This is a genomic window from Maridesulfovibrio sp. (assembly GCF_963678865.1).
GTDB lineage: Bacteria > Desulfobacterota > Desulfovibrionia > Desulfovibrionales > Desulfovibrionaceae > Maridesulfovibrio.
The window spans coordinates 3,092,501-3,112,795 of record NZ_OY787459.1 but is presented as its reverse complement, the minus strand read 5'-3'; the positions used below and the strand labels follow the sequence as shown (position 1 = coordinate 3,112,795).

Genomic DNA, 20,295 nt, shown 5'->3' with positions numbered 1-20,295 from the left:
ATATAGACAAATCAATCCTTCAACGGAGATTCAGATGATGAAACAGTCCGAATACATTGAACTTGAAGATAAATTTGGCGCGCAGAACTATAAACCCCTCGACGTTGTAATTGAAAAAGGAGAGGGAGTCTGGGTCTGGGACGTTGAAGGAAACAAGTACATGGACTGCCTTTCCGCATACTCCGCAGTAAATCAGGGCCACTGCCATCCTCGTATCAAAAAGGCCATGCAGGAACAGATAGAAAAACTGACCCTGACTTCCAGAGCCTTCCGCAACGACCAGTTGGGTCCTTTTTACGAAGAGCTTTGCGCACTGACCAACTCCCACAAAGTCCTGCCCATGAACAGCGGCGCCGAGGCGGTTGAAACCGCCATCAAAGCGGTGCGCAAATGGGGTTATATGGTCAAAGGAATCCCTGAAGACCGCGCCGAGATCATTGTATGCGGCGACAATTTTCATGGCCGGACCATCACCATCGTCAGTTTTTCCACTGATCTAGGCTCCCGCAAGGGATTCGGCCCCTTCACTCCCGGCTTCAAGATCATCCCCTTCGGCAATGCCGAGGCTCTTGAAGCGACCATAACTCCCAACACAGTGGCTTTCATGGTCGAACCAATCCAAGGTGAGGCAGGGGTCATAATACCTCCCGAAGGTTACCTGAAAAAAGTCCGCGAAATTTGCAACAAACATAACATCAATCTGATTTTGGACGAAATTCAGACCGGACTCGGACGGACCGGAAAAATGCTCGCGGAAGAGCATGAAGGCATCGAGGCAGATATCACCCTCATAGGAAAAGCCCTTTCCGGGGGATTCTACCCGGTGTCGGCAGTACTTTCCAATACCGAGGTCCTCGGCGTACTCAAGCCCGGCGAACACGGCTCCACCTTCGGCGGAAACCCGCTGGCCTGTGCTGTGGCAAGAGAGGCTCTCAAAGTCCTGAAAGACGAAAAACTCATTCAGAATGCTGAAGATATGGGAGCGAAATTTCTGGCCGGGCTTAATTCCATCCAAAACGGCAAAATCAAGGAAGTTCGCGGAAGAGGACTGCTATTGGCCGTTGAATTCAAGCTTAATGCCGGAGGAGCAAGGCAGTATTGCGAAAAGCTCAAGGAAAACGGGCTCCTCTGTAAGGAAACACACGACAACATCATAAGATTTGCGCCTCCGCTGGTTATCAATGCAAAACAAGTGGACTGGGCCCTTGAACGTATCAAGTCAGTCCTCTCAGTTTAACAGAACAGAGTGGACTGCCCTTTCATCGCCAACTGATATGGATCAACGCATGCCCCGATATATAAGAATTGCGACATTAATCACAAGCATACTGATATTATTCATCTTACCTATAATACCGGCACTGGCGTACCAGGAAGAGCTCAGGTTTGACCACTTATCCCTGAATGACGGACTGTCGCAATCTTCCATCCTCTGCATGCTGCAGGATTCACGGGGGTTCCTGTGGTTCGGAACCTATGATGGGCTTAACCGCTACGATGGCAGGCATATTAAAGTATACAAGGACGGCACAGAAGCCGGAAGCCTTTCCGACGCCAATATACGCGCCCTCTATGAAGATAAGGACGGAATCATCTGGGTCGGCACAAAGGGCGGAGGATTAAACCGCTATAATCGCTTAACAGACAGCTTCATAAGCTTTCAGCCTGCAACAGATAATACCCATCCCGTTTCGGATAAAGACGTCAGCTCCATCTATGAGGACTCCAAAGGGCAGCTCTGGGTAGGGACTCATTATGGTCTGCATATTTTCAACCGGAAATCAGGAAACTTTACCAGCTTCCGTCATTCCGAACAGCCGGGCAGCATCAGTGATGATGAAATCAGGACTGTTTATGAAGACCTGCAGGGCCGGATATGGGTAGGCACAGCCGGAGGATTTAACCTATTCAACCGTAAACAAAAAACATTTAAAACTTTCATGCATGACCCCGATGATCCTGAAAGCCTCAACGACAACACAATCCTCTGCTTTTATCAGCAGAAAAAAAATGAATTATGGATAGGCACTAAAAAAGGAATTTCCATCCTTGATCCCCGTAGCGGAAAGTTTAGGTCCATACTCAGCTCTCTGGAAATTAACGACATTTACGAAGATCGTTCCGGAAATATCTGGCTGGGAACCCTTGAAGGATTGGCGAAACGGGATCCTGCAACCGCCGGATTGAGCCCGGAAAAAATGAAATTTCATTTCTTCAAGAACAACCAGTTTGACCGTCAGAGCCTGAGCAGTAACAAGGTTACCGGAATCCTCGAGGACAACTCAGGAGTTATCTGGATTGCCACCTATACAGCCGGGTTGAGCAAACTCACCCCTAAAATGCAGGCTTTCGGCTTACTTACCCGCCAGCCATGGAAAAAGGACACACTTTCGGGGCTGGAAATAAGTGCCGTCCTTGAAGATAAAGAAGGGCTGCTTTGGGTGGGAACCTATAAAAACGGGATCAACACCTATGACCCCCGAACCGGAGAAATCAAAACCTACAATACAAAATCTGCGGCCCCGTGGAAGTTATCCGGCGACCGGATCAACTGCATTTTTCAGGACAGTTCCGGGCTGATCTGGGTGGGAACCCGTAAAAAAGGCATCTGTGTCATCAACAAAGAGAGAGGAGTTGTCAAAAGGTACAAACGGAACAATGCTGACAGCAACTCCCTGAGCCAGAACAATATCTGGTGGATATACGAAGGCAGCAAGGGCTATATCTGGATCGGGACCAGCAAAAAAGGACTCAACAGGCTGGACCGTGAAACCGGCAAGTTCAAACATTACAACTATGTTTCCTCCGATCCGAGCAGTCTTGGACATCAAAGGGTCCGCAACATTTTTGAAGACAGCAATAACAATTTCTGGGTCTGCACCAATGCCGGACTGAATTTGATGGACCGGGAAAAGGGTACATTCAGACATTTCCGGCACGATCCGGACAATCCGCAATCCCTCTCGAACAACCGAGTTACGCCAATTGCCGAAGCTGCGGATGGTTCCCTCTGGCTGGGCACTGATTCCGGTTTGAACCGTTTTGATCCGGTAAGCGGGATGTTCACTCGCTACACTACGGAAAACGGCCTTGCCAACGACGGGATTCAAGGGCTTTGCCTAGACGATAGCGGTCACGTCTGGGTATCCACCTTCAAGGGTATTTCACGCCTTAATCCGGTTAACGGACAGGTCTGGAATTTCAGTCTTTCAGACGGGCTGCAGGGAATAGAATTCTGGATAAATTCATACAACAAAGGCCAAAGCGGCAAGATGTACTTCGGCGGTCTCAAGGGTATAACCATGTTCGATCCCCGCGAAATAAAAATCAACATCACTCCCCCGCCCATGGTCATCACCGGGTTGAGCATAATGAACAGGCCGGCAAAACTTGAACGTAACATAACCGAATCCGCTCATGTTACCCTGTCATGGAAAGATGCCATGTTCAGCTTTAATTTTTCAGCCCTGGACTACCAGAACCCGAAACTGAACAAATACCAATACATGCTGGAAGGTTTTAATGACGCATGGATCGACGCCCCGGATGCCACAGCGACTTTCACTAATTTTGATCACGGCAACTACGTGTTCAGGGTCCGCGGAGCCAACAGTGACGGAATATGGAACACAGAAGGAATCCGGCTGGGAATATCAATTACCCCTCCGTTCTGGAAAACATCATGGTTCGCTGCAGGTCTTTTCTGCGCCTTCATCCTCCTGTTTATCCTGATCGTACGCCAGCGAACCCGTTCGATGAAAAAACAGAAAGATGCGCTGGCCATGCAGGTGGAAGCACGTACAGCCGATCTGAATCAGGAAATTGAAGAACACAAAAAAACCGAAGAAAGACTGGAACAGGCAATTTTGAAAACAGAGGAAGCCAACAAAGCCAAGGGTGTTTTCCTTGCCAGCATGAGTCATGAAATACGCACTCCCCTCAACTCTATTCTGGGGGTAGCCGACCTGCTGAAAAACACGGACATATCCGAAGAACAGGCTGAATACGTTAATATATTTGAGTCTTCCGGCGAAGTATTGCTGACTATCATTAACGATATTCTTGATTTTTCCAAAATAGAGGCTAACCACATACAACTGGAATCCATACCTGTTGACCTGCTGCAAGAGACAGAATCACTCATGTATCTGCAAAGCACAGCAGCTTCGTCACGGCATGTGGAGTTGGTCCTGCGTTACAAGCCTGAGGTACCGGAAATTGTAACCGGAGATTCAACCCGTCTGCGCCAGATCATGCTCAATCTCCTTTCCAATGCTGTAAAATTCACCAACAGCGGAGAAGTAAACGTTACCGTATCACGCTCAGGAAAAGGGTCTTCACCGGACAACATCACCTTCACCGTATCCGATACCGGAATCGGCATTTCACCGGAAAAGCTGGAAACCATTTTCGAACCATTTTCGCAGGCCGACACTTCCACCACCCGCAGGTATGGGGGTTCCGGACTTGGACTTTCCATCAGCCGTAAGCTGGCGGAGCTCATGGGCGGAAGCATTACTGCCAGCAGCACTCCCGGAAAAGGCAGCACCTTCACAGTTACCCTGCCCCTGCCCCACTGCCCGGAAACGAATCCGCAACCTCAGCCGGATCTTAAATGTTCTGAAATACTGGTGGCCGCCCGCAATCCCGAGACCTTGATCTCTCTCTGCGAAACCCTGAATTATTTCAATGGCAGAGCCACGCCCTGCTCCACTGCGGAAAGTCTGAAAACGTTGCTCCATTCAGCGCAGGAGCAGAAATATAGACTCCTCATCTACGATCTTTCGCTTAAGAATTCAGAAGGTCTGAGGCTGCTGCACACACTTAAAGCTGAAGGCATCGAACTGCCTCCGGTTCTTATGCTCCAGCAGGGAGCCGGCTTTGACAGAAAATTGCTGGAACAAGGGATTACAGGCCGGGGACAACCCCTGCCGGTTTCACGCAGATTACTTCTCAGAAATACAATGGAATTGCTGAATTTATCCCATAAAAACGGACAAAGCCCGGAAGAGAGGCACGAATTTAAACTCCCAGCCATGCGAATTCTGGTGGCTGAAGACAACCTCTCCAATCAGGACCTGATCAGACATTTTTTTAAAAACACAGGTGTTAATCTTGTCATGACCGGTGATGGCAGGCAGGCTATGAAACTTACCTCAAATAATTATTTTGATATAATTTTGTTGGACATGGAAATGCCCATAATGAACGGCTATGAATTTCTTGATAAATTCAGAAAAGAGGAGGAGAATTCCGGGAAACGATCCGGGATAATTGCTCTTACGGCCCATGTATCACCGGAACACAGGGAAAAATGCCTTGCCGGAGGAGCGGACGAGTTCATAGCCAAACCCATCAAAAGGGATAAACTACTACAGACCGCACTTAACTTATACAACAAACTGAAATAATGACAAAACTCACACCGACACAAACCAAATGGCTACGCGCCATGCACATGCTAAGCGCCTGCCTCTGGGGCGGCGGAGCACTCTCACTGGTCCTGCTGCACTGCCTTTTTGTTCCGGGATCAGGGGAAGCCCTGTATGGCCGGGACATCTGCCTGAAGCTGGTGGATCAATATGTAGTCACCGCCGGAGCTTTGGGCTGTCTGTGCACGGGATTTATCTTTGCCTGCAAAAGTGCATGGGGATTTTTCAAGTTTAAATGGATTATCACCAAATGGGCAATCAACATAGGCTTCATCGTCTTCGGATTCACCTGCTACATGCCCTGGCTGGAACATATGAGTAAACTTTCAGGTAATACAGGAGATCTGGCCCTGCAGACCCCGGAATACCTGCGCAGCCAATTGCTCAATGAAATCTCAGCATTTGCTGTCTTCGGCTGCCTGCTCTTTCTGGTCTGGGTTTCTGTATTTAAACCCTGGGGTAAATTAAAACAGCCATAATTCCTGACTATACGATTTCATATACCGAAGCCTCCCAATCAGCTTGACATCTGCAGGCTGCAAATGCTTGATTCTCTTTTGCCCCCGCAGCCGCTGCCGGGGAAATAATTACAAACAAACGAAGGCTACATAATATTTCAGGGAGAAACAATATGGACAAAGGTTACGCGGAAACTATCGCTTCTGATATCATGCAGATGCTGGAATCAGCCAAAGGCAGTGATCTTGACCTCAATGGTGGATTTCAAAATGACGCTTTTACTGCCGAGAATTTTTCCTTCGGCTACTTGTTCTACCCCCGCGACATGCTGCTGGCCATCCCCCAGCTTCCGCAAGCGGTAAGAAAAAAGATAAAAAAGTCAAATATTCTTGGAACAGTTGATCTTGAAGGTCGAAAAGTGGGTATTCATCTTGTGTGCTCCTTAAACAAAGGATTCGATGAAATTGAATCTGCGGAAGACATTCTTGCAGGAATCAACAACAAAGAACTCATGGACTTCAAAGAGCAGATTGCCGGAATCCTGCAGAAGGATCTGGTAGGGAATATTGAAGATAAAAAAAACGAACAATAAATTATGCTAAACGAACTAGCGCCAGATCACGCAGATTTGGCGCTTTTTTAATTGGTCTTGTGGGGAACAAGCCTGCCGATAATCTTAACCAGCTCGTCAATCTTAACCGGCTTTGAAGAATAGGCATCCATGCCACTGCTCAAGAATTTTTCCCGGTCTCCTTCCATGGCATAAGCGGTCAGGGCAATGATCGGGATATCGTTCCCCTGCTCCCTGATCCTCTTTGTTGTTTCAAGACCGTCCATCTCAGGCATCTGCACATCCATAAGGATAACGTCAAAAGAATCACTGTTCGCCAGCAATTCCAAAGCTTCAATCCCATTTTCCGCAGTTTCAACCTCAAAGCCCTGTTCAGTCAGGAAATGGGCAATATAGAGCTGGTTGGTAGCATTATCCTCAGCCAGAAGGATACGGGCAGGATGAGCCTTTCCAGTACCGGGAGTCTCAAAAATAGTAACCGGGGTTTCCAGACATTCACCTTCGCTGGACTTGAGCCTTACTGTAAACTTGAACTCAGTGCCCTTGCCTTCACTGCTGGTAAAGGTAATCTGCCCCCCCATCATTTCCACCAACTGGCGTGAAATAGCCAGCCCCAAACCGCTTCCGGGATGGCGTTTGGAATATCCGGCATTGAGCTGCACAAAACTTTCAAAAAGTTTCTCGGCCTTATCTTCTGAAATACCTATTCCAGTGTCTTTAACCCTGAACTCGAGAACCGCACCCTCTTCAAAACTTCCGGCATGCTCCACAGAGACTTTCACGTAACCTTTTTCAGTAAACTTGATGGCATTGCCCACCAGATTGATTATGATCTGCCCAAGACGGTATTCATCCCCATAATAGCAGCGGGAAACATCGTCGCTGACATTGGCGCGCAGTTCTATGCCCTTTTCCTCTGCCTGCACCTTCAAAACTGAAAGCTGTTTTTCCAGCATTTCAAAGAGATTGAAATCCTCGGGCCGCAACTCCATCTTGCGGGCTTCAATTTTGGAAATATCAAGAATATCATTAATAATGTGCAGCAATGATTCCGCAGCTTTTTTAACCGTTACCAGATACCCCTGCTGCTCTTCGGTCAGGTCGGTGCTCAAAGTCATTTCACTCATGCCGATAATTGCGCTGATAGGAGTGCGGATTTCATGACTCATATTGGCGAGGAATTCACTTTTTGCCCGGCTGGCTTCTTCGGCAGCATCACGGGCTTCGCAAAGTTCGGCTTCACTTCGCTTGCGCTCGGTGATGTCCTGTCCCACTGCAAGAACCCCCAAAGCTCCGCCCTTGGCATCCAGCAACCGGGAAAGGGACCATTGCATCATGCGCTCTTCACCGCCATGGGCTACCACATAGCCCTCAAGCAACCGCAAAGGAGTACCGGAAAGCACTGTTGAGAACTGCTTATTATGGTCAGCCCAAAATCTCTCCGGAACAAAAAGTTCATAATAATCACGGCCCAGTACCTCATGGCGGGTCCGTCCGAAAATGTGCTCAGCCATACGGTTGAATTCAAGAATTTTTTTCTCGGGGGAAAGGAGAATAATGACACTTTCAGCTGTTTTAACAAGTGAACGAAAACGGTAGGCGCTCTCCTTGAGAGCTTCCTCCACTTTTTTTCTGGTGGTGATGTCCTCTACAGAGGCAACGACTTTCTGAATGTTCCCGTCATCAGAAAAAATAGGGGAAGCATTGATGGAGAGCAGGACCCTGCGTCCATCCATCCAATGGATGGCGTGACGAATATCCAAAACCGCATTACGGATTTTCATGACCCTGTTGAAAGCGAGCCGTTCTTCAGGAAAAGGGGATCCGTCATGGGCGGTTATTTCCCAAACCGGGTCATTATGCTGTTTACCTATAATGTCTTCACGGGCCACACCATGCACACGGGCAGCCTGATCATTGGCAAAAATAATCCTGCCGTCATTATCAATAACCAAAATACCCATGGGGCTGGTTTCCATAATACTGCCCATGAGATCGCGTTCACGCTGCAATTCCGTTTCCACTTTTTTTCTCTTATCGATATTCAAATAAAGAAAACCGATAAAAAACAGCAGAATAGCAATAATCACACCCGCACCAATCACAAGAATCCTGTCCAGATTACCCGCCCCCAGCTCAGTAAGAGTACTGGAGAGCCAGCCTTCTGCAAAAATATCAGTACAGCCGGGCAGAAATAATAATAGTGCAAACAGTATGGATCGAAACATGGCCTCTGGTCTTCAGTACATCAGTCCGGTTTAAGGTATTCAGCACAGTTCACAAAAGAACAATCCTGATCATCAATAGCGCTAATACGCTGGCAGAGCAAGGAGATAAGTCATTTTGCCAACTACATTACAATATGCCTTTCATCTCCATTCCCTTTATCAGGCCAAAGCTTCCGGCAAGCATCATATCCCCCCCGGGAGCAGGGAATTCTACCGGATAACCTTCCAGCAATGCCCGGCGGGGACCAAGCACATATGTGGGAGCAAACCCCTGCGCCTCTTCCGGCAGGTCAAGAGTCAGGCAGCCGTGTCCCCAGTCATCAAAAACATCCTGGAAACTTATTTTACCCTGCCGGAAACGCTGGGAATCATTCCAGAGCTTTTCCGGGGTCATATTTCCGGTATGATGCTCATAAACTCCGTAAACCGCACCCTTAAAGATCAGAAAAGAAACCGTATGACTATTGCCCACATTAATCAGGCAGACCCCCTGCCGATGACTGTGCTCCATAATCCCGTCCACAAACAGAGCTCCCAGCACTGCTGCCGCCCCGGTATCACTTACTGCACCACCGCCGATACTGTCCTGCAGCTCAGCCATGCGGGTGAATTCAGGGGGTACGGTTTCAAAAACAAGACTTTCGGGACGCCCGCTATTCTCCAGCAGCAGGTGTTTCCAAAGATTAAACCGCCCGATACGATTACTCTTGCCCGGATGGTAACCATGATCCTGAACCGAAGCAGTAATATAGCCGGGATAATCAAGCCCCGCTGCCGCAAAAAATTCCTTCCACCACTCAGGATCAAAATCAGCAAGTGGCACTTCGACGCACCCTTCAGGCATTTCATCGCAAAGGATTATTCCGTTTTTTTCCAGACGGGTCAGGTCGTCTCCAAGAGCGAGAGCAGCGCGAGGGTGGGAGTAGACCTTGTACCCGGCCTCCATGTGCGGATAGACTGAACGCCCGAAACCGCCCCCCATGTTCCTGCCGGAAAGATATATATCACGTCCCTGTCCGGTCAATTCCTTAATCTTGGCGCCCACCACCCGTGCAGGCGAAGGAAGTACGAATTTGAAACAATTCTCAATCTCCACCCCCTTCATATAATAAAGGACATCCTGAGTTCCACTGCCGATGTCCAGACTTAAGACCGTATCTTTCACTTCAACTCTCCATTTGTAACAGTAAAGATTGATAATTATGTTGCAGGCGGAAACGATTTGCGTCAATTGAAAACAGAATATGTTAACCGAAACCCATAACCGGACGCTATGAACTTTATAATAAATGCCGTTGTGCTGCTGGTATTAATGCCCATTCCTCTTTTTCTTTTTGCAACCCTCTGCAATCCCGCAGAAGTACGCAAAAGAGGTGCCAAGCAGATGCTCAAGGATTTTGTCAGGGCTGCATTTTCAGCTGGATTAAGTCTGCTGAACGCCGTCTGCACCCGTCCTTTCACCTTTCTGTGCAATCTGCCGCTGATAAAAAAAAATAGTGATGACACTCCCATACTAATGGTCCACGGGCTTTACCATAACAAAGCCGCATGGCTGATTATGCGTTACCGCTTAAATCTGGCCGGGTACAGCAACCTGCACACGTGGCAATACGGCAGTTTTATGACATCTTATCCTGAATTGGTGTTAGAACTACGCGATACCATTGAAAAACTTCACTATAAATCAAACAAAAAAATAATTCTCATAGGGCACAGCCTTGGAGGTCTGCTTTCTTGCGGAGCAACTCAGGCCCCGGAAACAGAAAGCATGTGTGCCGGGCTCATATCTCTCGGCACCCCGTACAGAGGAAGTATTCTGGCATCAATAGCCATCGGCAGGCTGGGGCGAAGCCTCCATCCAGCAAGTGGGTTATTCAAAGGTGAAAACAGAATAGCTTACCCGCAAGATATCCCCAAAACGGCTATCATTTCCCCAATGGATGAACTGGTGCTGCCATGGACCAACCTTGAACCTTCTTCAGGAAATTGGAACATCATACATAGCCATGCGCTTGGACATGTAGCCATGCTCTACAGCAGGGAAGTCAGTGGTCTCATAGTGGAAAATATACGTAAAATTCAAAAAGCATAAAAAAAAGGGGCTGTTTAGCCCCTTTCTTCATTAATTTATCCGCGTATTTCAAGAAACATACTCAGCAATTTTTGCTTTCAGCTGATCAGCGGTAAAAGGCTTGGTAATAAAGTCATTTACCCCGGTTTTACGCGCCAGCTCCTGCTGGGAATATTCGGATTCGGTCGTAACCATGATCACCGGGATATCAGCATAGTCATCGGTCTGGCGCAGCTTGGAAACAAATTCCATTCCATCCATGACCGGCATATTCATATCGGTGATAATCACATCGAATACTTCATTCATCTCGATATAGGAGTAGGCATCCTGCCCGTTCTCAGCCACCGTGGGGTTGTACCCGGCACTGGTCAGAATGCTGCGGTAGAGAGCAAGCATGGACTTGGAATCGTCGACAGCAAGAGCTCTTTTCCCAACGGCCTCTACTGCCTCGGGCAACCTTGAAATGTCGGCTTCGGCTCCCTCACCACCAATCTCGACCAGCTTGGCCCGGAAGGCCTCATGCACCTCGGCGTCCTTGGAAGCGACAATGGCATTCATCAGAAAACGGCCGATCTTACCCTCACCATATAACCCATGAAAGACATTCACAGCCTTTGCAGTGACAATGGCCCTGAGAATTTTCCCGGCCTTGCTTCCGCCAGCACCTATTATTTCAACAAGTTTTTTATTCACACCCGGATTAACCAGACCGTCAAGTCCGGTCATAACCGCAACGGCAATAAGGTCGTCATCATCATCCAGACCATCAATCAGGCTGATTACGCCCTTCATGGTTCCGATCCTTCCGATGGCTTCATAGATTGCATATTTCACACTGGAATCAGTGGAGTATTCTTTCTCAATGGCATCCATGAGCACATCAAGACCGGCCTTATCCCCGACAAAACCGAGTACGTTGGCGGCAAGGATCATATCATCCTTGTCGCTGCCCGGACTGATTACTTTAGTCAGATAAGGTACAGCCGCGCCGCCGAGTACGGTCAGGCAATCAGTGACCACCCTGCGCACGGTGGGATTGCGGTGATGCAGGTTGGCGACAATAAAATCAAGGGCTTCGTCAGTGCCGATGGCTGCAAGGCATTCAACAGCTTTCCATGTAGTCAGGTCGCAGACCTCATAATTGCCGTCTTCGTTATTGCGCTCCACAAATCCTTTAAGGGCGGGGACGGACTCTTTATCTTTAAGTTCACCCAGCATTTCAATGGACATGACCACAATCAGATCATCTTCATTGTTGATATTGGAGCGGAAAAGATCAAGAGCTTCCGCCCCTCCTATTTTGGACAGGGAAGTTAAAACCTCAAACAGAAAATCAGGATCGGAATTTTCTTCTGCCATACGCAACAGCACGGGCACAGCACTCTTGAACTGAAATTCACCGCAGACCCTGATGCACAGGGTACGCAGCTTGCCTTCACCCTGCTCTAAAAGATCAACTGTTTTCTGCTCATCAACGGAAAGCACGCCGTTCAAAGCTGTGACCACCATATAATCAACGGAAGTATCACCAACGGGATTCAGGAAGAGTTCAAGCAGTTCTTCAAGCTCCAACGGATCCTTGGCGGTAGCCACCTCATTGAGGATACTGATCTTATCCAAGAAAGATTTTTCCCTGAAATCGGTTAATATAGACATATCTGATCTCTCTTTTTCAATAAATCTTATTCGTTATTCAAAGCAGAACTCAATGGTGAACTCCCCTGCATCTGTAGTAAAGGGGATTGCCATGATCGGAGTGCTGGCAATATGGGTGATGGTATGGTTATCTCCCATAATAACTGAAGGTGTCGCCCCCGAAAACTGGAGCCCCTGTTCGGCCAGCCCGGCACGGGCCTGCCCGGAAACCATATTGGTGATCTCACCGACTGCATCCTGCACATCCTGCAGAATATCCTGAATATCATCGCCAAGCATATTCTTGACGATGGTCACTGCGCAATTTTTTGTAAAGGTAATTGAAATTGTTCCGTTCATGTCGCCGGTGATGCCCACAAGCCCAGTTACATCGCCCACGGCAGTCTTGGTCTTCTTTACATAAGGCTTCCCCGGTTTGGGGGTGATCATCGCCATCATTGACAGAACATCCACCGCAGCCTTGATAAACGGTTTGGCAAGCTCAACATTCATATAAACATTCCCTACATCAGATGTTATTTGCAGCAGCAGGACTCCCTGCAGCCTCATGGCCTGTTCCCACTTAGAACACAATTTAAGCGATACTAACTGCAAAAACAGAAAGGTTCAAGAAACATGATTAAAAACCACCGGCAAAGCAATCCAAGTTGCAGGCTTGCATAGGATAATGTAATCAAAGTAATCATTTTGCGACTAATTTAAAAAGGACAATATACATGATTCAAAGCCTGGCCGGACTGTTGGGACTAATCTTTATAGCATGGCTTTTCAGCGAAAGCAGGAAAGACTTAAGCATGAAAAACATACTCAGCGGACTGATTCTACAGTTCGGAGTTGCCGTACTTATGCTCAAAGTTCCGTTTTTCAGCGACCTTGTCATGTACTTGAACCATGCTGTAGACGCCCTGCAACAGGCCACACAAGCCGGAACCAGTTTTGTGTTCGGCTATCTGGGAGGAGCTCCCCTGCCGTTCACAGAGAACTCACCGGGAGCAAGCTGGACTCTGGCCTTCCGCGCCCTGCCGCTTATCCTTGTGGTCAGTGCCCTTTCTGCTCTTCTTTTCTATTGGAGAGTCATCCCGGTAGTGGTCAAATTTTTTTCTCTGGCCCTGCAAAAAACCATGGACATAGGCGGAGCGCTCGGGCTCGGTGTTGCATCCAATATTTTCGTAGGCATGGTCGAAGCGCCGATAATCATTGGTCCCTATGTGAAAAGCATGAGCCGCAGCGAACTTATGACCCTGATGATCAGCGGCATGGCAACCATATCCGGCACAGTACTGGTGCTGTACGCCTCGATACTCAACCCGGTACTTCCCGGTGCCATAGGCCACATCCTGACCGCCTCCATCATCAGCGCCCCGGCAGCAATCCTCATCTCACGGGTAATGGTCCCGGAGCATAAAAACCATCAGGGAGAGGACGGCCTGAATATAAAAAGCAATGCCTCCAGTTCCATGGACGCAATGGTCAAAGGGACATCGGATGGAGTTACTCTTCTCATCAACGTTGTAGCCATGCTGCTGGTACTGGTCGCCCTTGTAGCCCTGATAAATCAGGTTCTGGCATTCCTGCCGGATATTTTCGGAGAACAGCTGACCCTACAACGCATTCTCGGCTTCATCATGTGGCCCGTAGTATGGCTGATGGGAATTCCAGCCAGTGAAGCCTATACAGCTTCCTCGCTCATGGGGACCAAGACAATCCTCAACGAATTTCTTGCCTATCTGCAAATGGCAGGACTCCCGGAAGGAACACTCTCACCACGCTCGACCATCATCATGACCTACGCCATGTGCGGCTTTGCCAACCTCGGCAGCCTTGGAATACTGATCGGCGGACTGATCACCATCGCGCCATCGCGTAAAGATGAAATCGTGGATTTAGGGAGCAAATCAGTTATCGGCGGGACGCTGGCAACATGTATGACCGGGGCGATCGTAGGATTACTTTATTGAAATTAAAAGGAATCAGACGGCATGTTTAAGATAGCTAACGGAATAGATAAAGCAGAGCTGAAGCATTTTCTGCACAGAAGAGCCCCCTCGCGCAATGCAGCCCTGATTCTGGCGGCAATTGCTATCGGCTGCTGCTCGGCATTTGCCGCAGTAGCCCTGAACAAGGCACTTGAATTCCTGACCATGCTGCGCAAAACAAATTCCCACCATTGGTGGATGTTCCTGCTGCCTGCTGTCGGTGCGGGCACAGCCCTCATCCTTAGCCGAAAAGTTTTCAAGGAGTCTGGCGGACACGGAGTGGGTGAGGTTATAGCCAAGGTGGGGCTGAAACAGGGAATTCTACGTCCGATTTCAATTCTCAGCTCTCTTTTGACCAGCCTGTTGACCATCGCCAGCGGCGGTTCTGCCGGACCGGAAGCCCCGGTTGTAGTCAGCGGAGCGGCTATGGGTTCCAACCTTTCCCGGCTCTGCAAAATGAGCGGACAGTCCCGCATGACCCTAATCGGTTGCGGTGCAGCCGGTTCAATCTCAGCCATATTCAACGCCCCGGTAACCGGGATGATCTTTGCCGTTGAAATAATCCTCGGGGAATGGACACCTTACCACTTAATCCCCATTGCCATATCATCTGTTGTAGCGACCCAGACATCACGTATTCTGGAGGGTAATATCATTCCCTTCAATGATCAGTTCCCGCCCATGGGGGTTACCGATCTGGGGACATCCATCATGCTGGCCCTGTTGGCAGCCCTTATTTCAGTGGCTTTTGTGCGTTCCATCAGGCAGGTCGGATCAGTCTGCTCCGCATTAAGCAACAAACCATGGCTCAAAGCTGCTGCCGGTGGACTGGCTGTAGGCATAATTGGTATTTTCTATCCTCTGGCTCTCGGAGAGGGCTACGATTCCATCAAAATGGCTATCCACGGAGCCCTGCCTTCCGGCATAGGCATCGTCGCCCTGATGGTTGGCCTGCGCATTGCAACCGCTTCACTCACTCTGGGCAGCGGTGGTTTGGGCGGAATATTCGCGCCCTGCCTGGTTATCGGATCACTTTTCGGAACCTTATATTACCGGCTAATCGCCCAGTTTATCCCCCAGCACCTACTTACCGGGGAAGGTTCATATGCTTTACTGGGCATGGCCGGAATTGTCAGCGGAGTGATGCAGGCGCCACTGACCAGCGTTTTTTTGGTGCTGGAAATAACTCACGGTTATCAGGATGTCATGCACATCATGACCGTCACTTTCCTTTCTTCCATGCTCACCCATGCTTTTGAGCCGTCATCTTTCTACTTCAAGGATCTGGTTGAAAAAGGCCAGTTGCTCCGCCCCAAGACCGATGAAAAAATCCTTGCCGATATTGATGCCGGGCAACTTGTACGTAAAGCCACGGCCAACGCCTGCCCGCAAATGACAGTAAGCGAATTTTTGAAAGTTCTGGCCAGCACAAGCCAGACTCACATCCCCATCATAAACAACGAAACCAAGGAATTCATGGGCATGGTGGATGTGGTTTCAGCCCGCTCTTCAATCTTCGACCCCGAACAACAGCAAAGCAATATCGGTGAAGTAGCCATCGACAGGAATGCTCCACAGATCGAAAGCGGAATGGGAGCAGCCGAAATCCTGGAAATAATGAATCGCAGCGGCAAGCGCACCCTGCCGGTTATCAATGACGGGGACTTTGCAGGTTTCATCAGCAAAGAAGATATTCTGGCTGCATACAGAGGCGAGATGAAATCATACGCAAAAAGCGACAATCTTTTTTAGGCTGCGTTCCAATTTACAGGGTTCCACACTCAGTCCCGTTCGCCATCTTTGCTTTTCCCCTTCGGATGCCCGCTATTATCTACATACTTATCTTTTACAATTGTATCAGCCACTCTTCCCATGACCTTCTCGAGCTTGCGTTTAAGGTCAGGCTCTTCCTCTAACAACTTTTTGGAAAGGCTCATGAATTTACCGGGAATCTTTTCCATATCATCTCCGAAACAATACTTAACATTGCCGCTATAGTCTAACGGAGCCTGCCCCACTACACTATCTTCAAAAATACATACCAAAAACAGTGAAAGGTTAACGATAAATTAAGAGGGGTATTTACTTTTTCACAACCCTGTAATAATCTTAAATTTCGTTTAATCTTTATAACTTGGAAAGTGTATCATACTGAAAGGAATCAGTACCATGAGTAGCGACACCGAGAACCAGAATGCCGGATTAGAAGAATTCCTGCAAATCAGTTTCAACATATTGAATACCTTCGGGAGTAAACTTCCGGTATCATTATGTATACATGATGATGAATTCCAACGCGTCGTTCCTCTTTTTTCCAAAGGCACCAGACTTTCAGACAAGAAACAGGAGCTGGTAAACAATTACTGCAATGAAGGAAACCTGTTCATCTCCAAAGAGGATTATGCTTCACTGGCCGGACACATCAGCCAGAACCTAGGTGCATTGTTGACTGAGCATTTTTTAGACGAAGCCGCTGCAGCAGAAATTTTCTATGATGGAGTATTGGAAAAGGTACGTGCATTTTATTCCAATCCCATAGGGGAAACCCTCTCCGAACTTAATACTGTACTCGCAGTTTTCTGCGAATACGTATGGGTGGACCCAAACAGATGGACATTTTTTTTCAATACCCTGAAAAGAGAAAAAGATATCTGCTGCCATGCCGTAAACACTCTCTTTGTAGGGACATCCATCTACCTGAAAATTATTTACAAACCAGGGGAAAAGATGGATCTGAAACCTCTGGCAATGGGGCTGGTCCTCCACGATTTGGGCATGACCCAGATCCCGTCCGCCGTATCCGCCAAGCCATCAAAATTACTTTACAAAGAAAGAATGCGCATGCAGGAACATGTGGATATTTCTGAAAAGATGCTCAACCGTCTCGAAATACGCGATGAAACCATAAAATCCTGTGTCTTTGACCATCATGAACGCATAGACGGCAGTGGGTATCCAAAAGGGCGCAAGGGAGATGCCATTTCCCTGGAAGCAAGGGTATGCGCTATTTCAGACGCATTTTGCGGCATGATTTCAGATCGGCATCATCGGCCCGGCCTTAACCCCATTCTCGCCGCGATCATCCTTACAGAAAGCAAGACCAAATACGATACTTCTCTGACAACCTCTTTGATTTCATTCATTATATCCAACAACCCGGACATGAAAGCACTGCTCCAGGATAAGGCAAAAATGCAGCAGCTTCGAGCAATAGCCTTGCAGAAAGCAGCTCAATAAAAACAAGTCCGAAGAGTTAAAAACATTTCGGACTTTCTTTGTGTCAGAATATTATCCCTGACTTCAAACCAGAGATAGCCCCCACATATCAGTTACCAGTAAAGTCAGATACAGCATCGGTATGTATAGTACCATGGAAAAAAGGAATGTGGCCGATGTCTCTGCTTCAAGGGTCTTATTGGATTCAGCCAATACGCATGAAATAGCCGCAACAGGCATTCCAGTCAGCAGAATCCCCATCAATAACATTGTACCTTTAACCCCGAATGCCAGAAGACACATAGCAGTGAGCAAGGGATGAATTATTAATTTGATGAAATTAACCATCCCGATGTTCATAACCTTCATTTCCATTTTATTCTTTGCCAGAAGAATACCTACAGAAAATAAAGCACAAGGTACTGATGCCATACCGAAATTATGAAGGCCGGTTTCAAGAAAATCAGGCAACTCGTATTGCATAAAAGAAAAAACGGCACCAATTAATGATGCTCCAATCATAGGAGCCTTACACATGGACAGCACTATATCCCAGACAATTCTGATGCGTGGTTGAGACTTATCAGCATGGTGCAACGCAAAACTCGACACAATTAGAATCACGATGACAATCGGGAGAATAATCCCGAGCGTTGTTGCAAGTAACGCCTGTCTGGAGCCATCAAAGAGATACATCATTATCGGCAGGCCGAGATAGCCTGAATTTGGGAAACACGCAGAGCAGGCCCGCATGGTGTTTTCAGTAAAATGTCCCTTAAGTATAAACTTTGAAGCTAAAAACCCCACAATATAAATCACTAGCAAGGCGAGCATATAACCCGCAATAAACCGCCCCTGTGCAATCTCATCAAAAGGAGTTGTGGCGAGGGAGCAAAATAGAAGAGCTGGCAAAGTAAAGTAATATACGAAACCGTTTAGTACTTCTGCTGAGTTTTCAGGCAGTACCATGTAGCGGTAGGTAAAATACCCAGCCAAAATCATCATCAATAGAGGCGTCAAAGCCGATAGAGCAATTACAAGCATAATGGAAATTGTGGTTAAAAATTTTGAAACCCAGACTGCTAGCAGTAGGATTAATGTAGACAATTTTTATAAAAAATATCTATATAATAACATGATGTAATTATTGGAACCAACTGGAGGCTGATTTGTCAGGCGAAATTATTCTAAGAAACAACATGCGTCCAGTAGAGATTGCCCTGTGTTTTTTGGGACTAATCGCTACACTGTTTTTTTTGCTCTTCAGCTTTTTCGGTTCCTTGACGGCACAAAGTGAAGGAGAAATCTATATTGCCCGTATTCTAGCCTGCACTGGCTCGGCAGTGTTCATCTGGAAAATAGTAACTCTTAACGCAAAAAAAAATTATCTGGAAACCAGTGAATACGGAATCAGAATCACGGGGGGAATTACCCAATATATAACTTGGGACAACATTAAAAATATCACTATTGAGAAATCAGCTTCGGAACCGGATTCAGAGAACTTATCACCATTAATGCCCCTTATGCCGCCCAAAACAATTTATATCGAGCTTTATGCCAGTGAAAAGATTTTATTCGATAGTCTGGTTCAAAAATTTTCAGCTCGCAAGGTGGAGAATTTTATAAACAAATTGTCTAAACAAGGAAACCGCATCCCATTAGATATGGCAATAATGTCTGCGCAGACACAAGAAGAAATATGCGCGATGCTGCAGGCAAGATGGAAACTGGCCACAAAGTAAAAAGCCACTACCTCAATTCAATACCAAGGCTTAACTGCGCGGGTTTAAGAACTTTTATTTATATTCTTCCTATTCCACTTAAAAATCATTAGAGGCTTTGTCCTTGCGCCTCTTTCTTCCGTGTATCCCCAAGCTTCTCACTTCCAACAAACGCCAAAATCCCGCCCCATATATCTATGCCGGTCTATAAATAAATTCATTAGGCAAAAAAAAAGCCCTGAACTTAATCAGGGCTTTGAAATAAAAGCTTGCGACGACCTACTTTCCCACTAGCTACCTAGCAGTATCATCGGCGATGGAGAGCTTAACTTCCGAGTTCGGAATGGGGTCGGGTGTGACCTCTCCTCAATGGTCGCAAGCAAATTTGGCTTGCTATCGATGAGCAAAATATATTGTCAAAATAGAATCCTCTAAAGAAGATTCTTAACTTGGCTTAGGGTGCGTCAGATGTGGATTTTCAAATTTCATTTGTTGGCGAAGCGTATCTTAATACGTGAGCCGACAAATTAAATTTTAAAATTCGCAGATGGCGTGCCATAAGCAAAGTTAAGGGAAGAGAAGAAAAATAAGTCGCACGATTTATTAGTACCGGTCAGCTGAATGTGTCACCACACTTACACCTCCGGCCTATCAACCAGGTGGTCTACCTGGAATCTTTAGATGCTAAAGCATAGGGATAACTAATCTTGAGGCAGGCTTCCCGCTTAGATGCTTTCAGCGGTTATCCCTTCCGAACTTAGCTACCCTGCAATGCCACTGGCGTGACAACAGGAACACCATAGGTTCGTCCACCCCGGTCCTCTCGTACTAGGGACAGACCCTCTTCAATTATCCTACGCCCACGGTAGATAGGGACCAAACTGTCTCACGACGTTTTAAACCCAGCTCGCGTACCACTTTAATCGGCGAACAGCCGAACCCTTGGGACCTGCTTCAGC

Annotated in this window: 15 protein-coding genes and 2 rRNA genes (1 of these 17 running past the window's edge); 9 read left to right on the top strand and 8 right to left on the bottom strand. The window is 47.5% G+C overall.

Features of this window, described 5'->3' with window-relative positions; genetic code table 11:
• The first annotated feature begins 37 nt into the window (after positions 1-37).
• The 4 genes from rocD (at position 38) to ACKU41_RS14220 (ending at position 6,483) form a co-directional block, all read left to right on the top strand.
• A complete protein-coding gene (rocD, locus tag ACKU41_RS14235) occupies positions 38-1,237 on the top strand; it encodes an ornithine--oxo-acid transaminase (protein ID WP_407944432.1) in 1,200 nt (399 codons plus the stop codon).
• A gap of 49 nt (positions 1,238-1,286) precedes the next feature.
• The gene (locus tag ACKU41_RS14230) at positions 1,287-5,411 is read left to right on the top strand and encodes a two-component regulator propeller domain-containing protein (protein WP_321401688.1); all 4,125 of its coding nucleotides are present in this window, start codon (positions 1,287-1,289) and stop codon (positions 5,409-5,411) included.
• Entirely contained in the window at positions 5,411-5,911 is a 501-nt protein-coding gene (locus ACKU41_RS14225; protein ID WP_321401686.1) for a hypothetical protein, read from the top strand. Before ACKU41_RS14230 ends, ACKU41_RS14225 begins: the two co-directional genes overlap by 1 nt.
• A gap of 152 nt (positions 5,912-6,063) precedes the next feature.
• Positions 6,064-6,483 carry a hypothetical protein gene (locus ACKU41_RS14220; protein ID WP_319778057.1) on the top strand — a complete coding sequence of 140 codons (420 nt, stop codon included), beginning with the start codon at positions 6,064-6,066 and terminating at the stop codon, positions 6,481-6,483.
• 47 nt (positions 6,484-6,530) lie between these two features.
• Here ACKU41_RS14220 and ACKU41_RS14215 read toward each other — a convergent pair whose 3' ends face one another.
• Both ACKU41_RS14215 and ACKU41_RS14210 read right to left on the bottom strand, forming a co-directional pair.
• Entirely contained in the window at positions 6,531-8,690 is a 2,160-nt protein-coding gene (locus ACKU41_RS14215) for a PAS domain S-box protein (protein ID WP_321401683.1), read from the bottom strand.
• 127 nt (positions 8,691-8,817) lie between these two features.
• Entirely contained in the window at positions 8,818-9,855 is a 1,038-nt protein-coding gene (locus ACKU41_RS14210; RefSeq protein ID WP_321401681.1) for a DUF1786 domain-containing protein, read from the bottom strand.
• Between the two features lie 108 nt (positions 9,856-9,963).
• On the opposite strand from ACKU41_RS14210, the gene ACKU41_RS14205 reads away from it, so the two are divergent.
• On the top strand, positions 9,964-10,782 hold the full coding sequence (locus tag ACKU41_RS14205) for an alpha/beta fold hydrolase (RefSeq protein ID WP_319778054.1): 819 nt from the start codon (positions 9,964-9,966) through the stop codon (positions 10,780-10,782).
• A gap of 48 nt (positions 10,783-10,830) precedes the next feature.
• On the opposite strand, the gene ACKU41_RS14200 is transcribed toward ACKU41_RS14205, so the two are convergent.
• Together ACKU41_RS14200 and ACKU41_RS14195 are read right to left on the bottom strand one after the other, a co-directional pair.
• On the bottom strand, positions 10,831-12,420 hold the full coding sequence (locus ACKU41_RS14200) for a HEAT repeat domain-containing protein (protein ID WP_321401680.1): 1,590 nt from the start codon (positions 12,418-12,420) through the stop codon (positions 10,831-10,833).
• 33 nt (positions 12,421-12,453) lie between these two features.
• Positions 12,454-12,912 (bottom strand): chemotaxis protein CheX, encoded by a 459-nt coding sequence (locus ACKU41_RS14195; RefSeq protein WP_319779567.1) that lies wholly within the window; start codon positions 12,910-12,912, stop codon positions 12,454-12,456.
• Between the two features lie 224 nt (positions 12,913-13,136).
• Between ACKU41_RS14195 and ACKU41_RS14190 the strand changes: the two genes are divergently transcribed.
• Both ACKU41_RS14190 and ACKU41_RS14185 read left to right on the top strand, forming a co-directional pair.
• Entirely contained in the window at positions 13,137-14,378 is a 1,242-nt protein-coding gene (locus ACKU41_RS14190) for a nucleoside transporter C-terminal domain-containing protein (protein WP_319778052.1), read from the top strand.
• 21 nt (positions 14,379-14,399) lie between these two features.
• Positions 14,400-16,148, top strand: a complete 1,749-nt coding sequence (locus ACKU41_RS14185) for a chloride channel protein (protein WP_319778050.1) — start codon at positions 14,400-14,402, stop codon at positions 16,146-16,148.
• Between the two features lie 29 nt (positions 16,149-16,177).
• On the opposite strand, the gene ACKU41_RS14180 is transcribed toward ACKU41_RS14185, so the two are convergent.
• Positions 16,178-16,357, bottom strand: coding sequence for a hypothetical protein (locus ACKU41_RS14180; protein WP_319778049.1), 180 nt, complete (start codon positions 16,355-16,357; stop codon positions 16,178-16,180).
• Positions 16,358-16,565: 208 nt separating this feature from the next.
• Here ACKU41_RS14180 and ACKU41_RS14175 point away from each other — a divergent pair, with 208 nt between their 5' ends.
• Positions 16,566-17,633: an HD domain-containing phosphohydrolase gene (locus tag ACKU41_RS14175; protein WP_321401676.1), complete on the top strand. Its 1,068-nt coding sequence runs from the start codon at positions 16,566-16,568 to the stop codon at positions 17,631-17,633.
• 63 nt (positions 17,634-17,696) lie between these two features.
• Here the strand turns inward: ACKU41_RS14175 and ACKU41_RS14170 are convergent, their stop codons facing one another.
• Positions 17,697-18,656, bottom strand: coding sequence for an AEC family transporter (locus ACKU41_RS14170; RefSeq protein WP_321401673.1), 960 nt, complete (start codon positions 18,654-18,656; stop codon positions 17,697-17,699).
• Between the two features lie 125 nt (positions 18,657-18,781).
• On the opposite strand from ACKU41_RS14170, the gene ACKU41_RS14165 reads away from it, so the two are divergent.
• On the top strand, positions 18,782-19,357 hold the full coding sequence (locus ACKU41_RS14165; RefSeq protein WP_321401672.1) for a hypothetical protein: 576 nt from the start codon (positions 18,782-18,784) through the stop codon (positions 19,355-19,357).
• A 245-nt stretch (positions 19,358-19,602) separates the two neighbouring features.
• Here ACKU41_RS14165 and rrf read toward each other — a convergent pair.
• Positions 19,603-19,717, bottom strand: a 5S ribosomal RNA gene (gene rrf, locus ACKU41_RS14160).
• A 201-nt stretch (positions 19,718-19,918) separates the two neighbouring features.
• Positions 19,919-20,295 (bottom strand): 23S ribosomal RNA (locus ACKU41_RS14155); it runs 2,558 nt beyond the window's last position.

What these genes read in the sequence shown, in the direction of transcription:
- rocD (WP_407944432.1), top strand. Translation starts at nt 38, where the DNA reads ATGAAACAGTCCGAATACATTGAACTTGAAGATAAATTTGGCGCGCAG.
- ACKU41_RS14230 (WP_321401688.1), top strand. Translation starts at nt 1,287, where the DNA reads ATGCCCCGATATATAAGAATTGCGACATTAATCACAAGCATACTGATA.
- ACKU41_RS14225 (WP_321401686.1), top strand. Translation starts at nt 5,411, where the DNA reads ATGACAAAACTCACACCGACACAAACCAAATGGCTACGCGCCATGCAC.
- ACKU41_RS14220 (WP_319778057.1), top strand. Translation starts at nt 6,064, where the DNA reads ATGGACAAAGGTTACGCGGAAACTATCGCTTCTGATATCATGCAGATG.
- ACKU41_RS14215 (WP_321401683.1), bottom strand. Translation starts at nt 8,690, where the DNA reads ATGTTTCGATCCATACTGTTTGCACTATTATTATTTCTGCCCGGCTGT.
- ACKU41_RS14205 (WP_319778054.1), top strand. Translation starts at nt 9,964, where the DNA reads ATGAACTTTATAATAAATGCCGTTGTGCTGCTGGTATTAATGCCCATT.
- ACKU41_RS14200 (WP_321401680.1), bottom strand. Translation starts at nt 12,420, where the DNA reads ATGTCTATATTAACCGATTTCAGGGAAAAATCTTTCTTGGATAAGATC.
- ACKU41_RS14195 (WP_319779567.1), bottom strand. Translation starts at nt 12,912, where the DNA reads ATGAATGTTGAGCTTGCCAAACCGTTTATCAAGGCTGCGGTGGATGTT.
- ACKU41_RS14190 (WP_319778052.1), top strand. Translation starts at nt 13,137, where the DNA reads ATGATTCAAAGCCTGGCCGGACTGTTGGGACTAATCTTTATAGCATGG.
- ACKU41_RS14185 (WP_319778050.1), top strand. Translation starts at nt 14,400, where the DNA reads ATGTTTAAGATAGCTAACGGAATAGATAAAGCAGAGCTGAAGCATTTT.
- ACKU41_RS14180 (WP_319778049.1), bottom strand. Translation starts at nt 16,357, where the DNA reads ATGGAAAAGATTCCCGGTAAATTCATGAGCCTTTCCAAAAAGTTGTTA.
- ACKU41_RS14175 (WP_321401676.1), top strand. Translation starts at nt 16,566, where the DNA reads ATGAGTAGCGACACCGAGAACCAGAATGCCGGATTAGAAGAATTCCTG.
- ACKU41_RS14170 (WP_321401673.1), bottom strand. Translation starts at nt 18,656, where the DNA reads ATGCTTGTAATTGCTCTATCGGCTTTGACGCCTCTATTGATGATGATT.